Annotated in this window: 5 protein-coding genes and 1 pseudogene; 2 read left to right on the top strand and 4 right to left on the bottom strand. The window is 38.3% G+C overall.

Annotation, left to right across the window (positions count from 1 at the left end; all coding sequences use genetic code 11):
* The 4 genes and pseudogenes from EKM80_RS14485 to EKM80_RS14470 all read right to left on the bottom strand — a co-directional run.
* On the bottom strand, positions 1 to 492 hold a 492-nt coding region (locus EKM80_RS14485), incomplete at its 3' end, for a hypothetical protein (protein ID WP_125554373.1).
* Positions 482 to 763: a type II toxin-antitoxin system RelB/DinJ family antitoxin gene (locus EKM80_RS14480; RefSeq protein WP_125554371.1), complete on the bottom strand. Its 282-nt coding sequence runs from the start codon at positions 761 to 763 to the stop codon at positions 482 to 484. The genes EKM80_RS14485 and EKM80_RS14480, both read right to left, overlap by 11 nt.
* Positions 764 to 1,014: 251 nt before the next feature.
* Positions 1,015 to 1,358: pseudogene (locus EKM80_RS14475) on the bottom strand (replication initiator protein A); the annotation flags it as partial.
* 270 nt (positions 1,359 to 1,628) lie between these two features.
* On the bottom strand, positions 1,629 to 1,907 hold the full coding sequence (locus EKM80_RS14470) for a BRCT domain-containing protein (protein WP_125554369.1): 279 nt from the start codon (positions 1,905 to 1,907) through the stop codon (positions 1,629 to 1,631).
* Positions 1,908 to 2,771: 864 nt separating this feature from the next.
* Between EKM80_RS14470 and EKM80_RS14460 the strand changes: the two genes are divergently transcribed.
* Both EKM80_RS14460 and EKM80_RS14455 read left to right on the top strand, forming a co-directional pair.
* On the top strand, positions 2,772 to 3,572 hold the full coding sequence (locus EKM80_RS14460) for a ParA family protein (RefSeq protein WP_015639692.1): 801 nt from the start codon (positions 2,772 to 2,774) through the stop codon (positions 3,570 to 3,572).
* Between the two features lies 1 nt (position 3,573).
* Positions 3,574 to 3,924, top strand: coding sequence for a DUF5388 domain-containing protein (locus tag EKM80_RS14455; protein ID WP_011222016.1), 351 nt, complete (start codon positions 3,574 to 3,576; stop codon positions 3,922 to 3,924).
* The last annotated feature ends 236 nt before the right edge of the window (positions 3,925 to 4,160 follow it).

Genomic DNA, 4,160 nt, shown 5'->3' with positions numbered 1-4,160 from the left:
ATCGTTTTTATTTTCAGGATTGTTTTTTGGCTTAATTTCTGGATTGTGTTTAGCAAAGTCTTTTAACTGTTTTTGAATTCTTTGTGTAAGCTCTGCTTTACTTTCTTTGTGCTTCCTTTTACTTGATCGCTGTTGAATTATCTTTTGACCCTTACCTCTTCTTTTTGATTTTAGGTCAAGCGTAAAATCTGAAATTTTATTTTGATCTAGCTTACTTAAATGACCGATTTCTTTAAAGTTTAAACCGGCTTTGGGAAAGCGATAAATATTACCAAGATCGACCCAGGAAGGTTTCTTCAACCCAGCGGATTGCCAATCTTGAATCGGATAATATTGTTGCTTGATATAAGCCGACTTCTTTTCATACTGACTAGTAATTTTAAAAGCCTCGACCGTCTGTTCTGATACCCGACGAATTAAAACTGGCCGAGACTTGCCACCGTTAGTTTCTACAAAACTAACGTATAGGCTGACTAAGTCATTAGTCCTCATCTGGATCGTTGAGCCACTCAGCGACCTCTTTAGCGTCTTTGAACTCGGTGACTGGTGTCCCTTCGGTCGCCTTTAAAAAGCGTAAATTAGCTCTTTCTTCTTCGCTTAAAGACACATTAAAAGGTAAAGCACCATTAGCAACAATCCGCTTGTAAAACATGTTAATGGCCGTGGTTGGATTTAAGCCCAATTCGCTTAAAACTGCTTCGGTATCATCGGCCAAATCTTTATCAATCTTGACTTGGACCCGTTTCTTTTCCTTAACTGCCATGATTGTCTCATCTCCTTTCTTTTGCTACTACCATTATACTACCTTTTGAGTATCTGATCAACGGATGAAACCCTGGCCTCAGACCACTTGAGGTTGGCATTGATCTTAAAGGCTGAACTTTTGAGCTAGTTAGCTCTGACACTTATTTAAAAGCCCCTGTTCTTCTGTTTAAGCCAGTTAAATATAGCTTAAGCATAAAGGGGTGAGCAAGTCTCAAAACCGTTTAGAAAGGATTTTGCAGCCTTTTAGGACTAGTAGTACAACCCACTGTTGTCGTTGTCGGCCGGCTTTTCTTCTTCGGGGTGTTTGGCCGCGTATTCTCTAGCCGCTTGTTTATTCCACCAAACACCAAATAGATTTTGCATGGTGCCGTACAGGTAGTTTTCCACGTTCTTGATGTGCTTCTCATTGCTTCTTAGGGCGTTAAAGTAACGTCTCAAGGCTTTAGTCATTAAAAATTTAAGTTCTTCGTCGTCCAGTGGGATTATGACGCCAATATCTTTATGATCTCCTTCTCAACTCGGTACTTAGCATTTAAGATAATACCAACGAAGCGACGCATCTGTTGCGGGGTACGGCACCAAAAACTAAGCAGTATTCATCATGTTACAGCACCCAAGTAAAAGCTACGAAGATAAAAACATTCATCCTCAAAATATGTAACCTAGAAAAAAGGCCTCCAGTGTTAAACCGGGAGCCTTTTTTAGTATACCAATTTCTACTTCACATAAGGCGGCTTATCCCAAGTAAATCCTTCATGCCCTGATAAAACAACGATCCGTTATTTGGCCTTTGTGAAATTTGACGGGAGAGGAGTGGTCTAGATGAAAAATCCCCAAAAAATCAGTAAACTCACTTTGCGAATTTAACCGCCTAAACTCCTAGACCATTGCGCCAATCGTGCCTGACACCAGTCCAAAAAATCCCGTTCTGAAATCGTTGGTGTTCCCGTCAATAACTTTTTTGTGATGGGCTCTTCACCTAAAGCCGTCTCAATTAACCCAACCACTAAATAATCTGTCTGTTTCGTAACCCAATTTTTTGGTTTCGCCCCAAAGACTTTCGCCAAACTAAAAGCTTGATACCGAGTCATGGTAGTTAGACGTCCGGTAAAAGCAATCTCACAATCTCTTAAATCAAGCATTTTAAATCATCAACTTTCTTGATTCTAATGTTGGTTTTGACTTGACGGGTTATGGTTTTCCATTCAGTTTAGAGGGAGTGACGTTTTGAGCGCAGAATTGTTCCCTGGAAACAGCTATTTTGAATAACTGAACCAGAGTGCAATTCTACGCTAAGGTTTCCCCCTAGTTCGTCGGTCGTTAACGCCCGTCGCTTGTCTGTACAATTGCGGTATTGCTACCACCACTCATTATAAACCTACGTTTTCGGTTTAACCTACTAAAAAACGCCCTAGTAGGCGTTGGCAATACGTATTTATTTTTGTTCGATCACCAACTAATCAATGGCACCAAGCCTAAGCTTCGTTTTACCACCCGCGCCGTTAATGGTCGCGCTCACCATTCACCACCCAGCTGTACAGATAACCTTGTTGTGGTATAGCCAGACTTATTGAAGTCGCACTGGCAAACGTGTCCCCTTGGATTTAGACCCCAGCTTGTCCCCTAGGGCTTTAAAAATCGCACCGGCCATGATATAATAGTCATTAAACAAGTTGACTTTTATGTGGCGCTCACCGATTCCCGTCGGTGGGTGTTTTTTTATGTTCTATTTTATGTAACCAATATTACTCGTTGTTTGGTGATAAATCAATATTTCTTTTTATGTATCCTTGTATCCTTGTATCCTTGTATATTCATATCCTTGTATCTAAGTATCCTTGTATCCTTGTATCTAAGTATATTAGGATACTTGCAGTCAATCTTAATTTAACGGCTTTTGAGAAGAAATGTATCCTTGTATCCTTGTATCTTTGTATCTTTGTATGTTATCATCCTTGTATCCAAGTATCCTTGTATATTAGGATACTTAATTGGAGGTCAGTATAATGGGTGAAGTAATTACTTTTGGAAATTTTAAAGGTGGCACCGGTAAAACAACAAATGCCACGCTTGCATGCCTGGCACTAGCTCGTGCTGGTAAAAAAACGCTATTAATTGATTTCGATCCTCAAGCAAACGCTACAGATATTTACTTTAAAACCGCGGCTAATTTAGGCCACGATGATATTAAATTTAATCAAACCTTGCTTGCATCAATCCAAGAAGAGGACTTATCAAGATCGTTGGTTACTTTGGATAAAAACATTGACTTTATTCCATCAAGCGCAGATTTTTCATTGTACCCACGGATTATGGAAAAAAAGTTTAAAAATAATTATAAAGATAGAGTTACATATTTTAGCAAGCTACTTGCTTCACTAAAAGAAAAATATGATTTTGTGGTATTTGATTTGCCACCGACTATTTCCTTAATTTCTGATAGCGCCTTATACGCTTCAGATTGGGTTCTGATTATCCTTCAAACTCAAGAGCACAGTCTTCAGGGTGCCGAATCGTTTCTAAAATATATACAGGAACAGGTAATCGATGAATACGAAGCACCTAGTTTGAATTTACTCGGTATACTTCCTGTGCTATTAAAGAATGGGGCGCCTGTTGATCACAGCACATTAGAAGTAGCAGAAGAAGAATTTGGGAAAGAAAACATGTTAAAAACCCTAATTCGTAATATGGAAAGAATCAAAAGATATTCAATCAGAGGTGTATTTCTAAAAGATCAGTTCGATAAAAAAATAATTAGATTATACGATTCTGTGGCACAAGAAATTATTGAAAGGGCGGACTAGCATGGTGGAACTTTTACACAATCCTAACTCAAATAAAAGCAAAATAATTCCTAGAAAATCGGCGCCCCAGCCCCAAAAAGAAATTTCCATATCTTCTCTAAACGAATCAAACAAAACGAAGTCTAAACAAATAGATGGTGTTACTTTTGATACTACGCTCAGAATTGACAATCATCTAAAAAACTTTATGAAAGCTATGGTAATTTTAGGGTATAGCTCAACTCAACAAAACGGATTAGCCCAATTACAAAAAACTTTTTTTGAATCGTTAACTGAGTCTGAACAAAATACGCTTACGACTCAAATACAGACTTTGGAAACAGGCGATGCTAACAAAGTAAAAAGTAAATAATCACGTGCTCTCAGACGACACGTTCACCTTTTAGATGTATACTTGTCCGTTTAAATTAAGCAGAATGCACACAAAAAAGTCCTCTATTATGCGGAATAGAGGGCTTTTCTGAAATCAGTACATACAGGCTTTGCTTAGGAGCGTTGCTTGTGTCCATTTAGGACATACACAATCATATAAGAGAGCGTAAAATATCTTGTGTAAATGCATAAAAGATTTCTGAATTGTATAGAAAT

It is taken from the genome of Loigolactobacillus jiayinensis (assembly GCF_003946445.1).
Lineage (GTDB): Bacteria > Bacillota > Bacilli > Lactobacillales > Lactobacillaceae > Loigolactobacillus > Loigolactobacillus jiayinensis.
The sequence above is the reverse complement of the archived record's forward strand: the minus strand, read 5'-3'. Positions and strand labels throughout refer to the sequence as shown.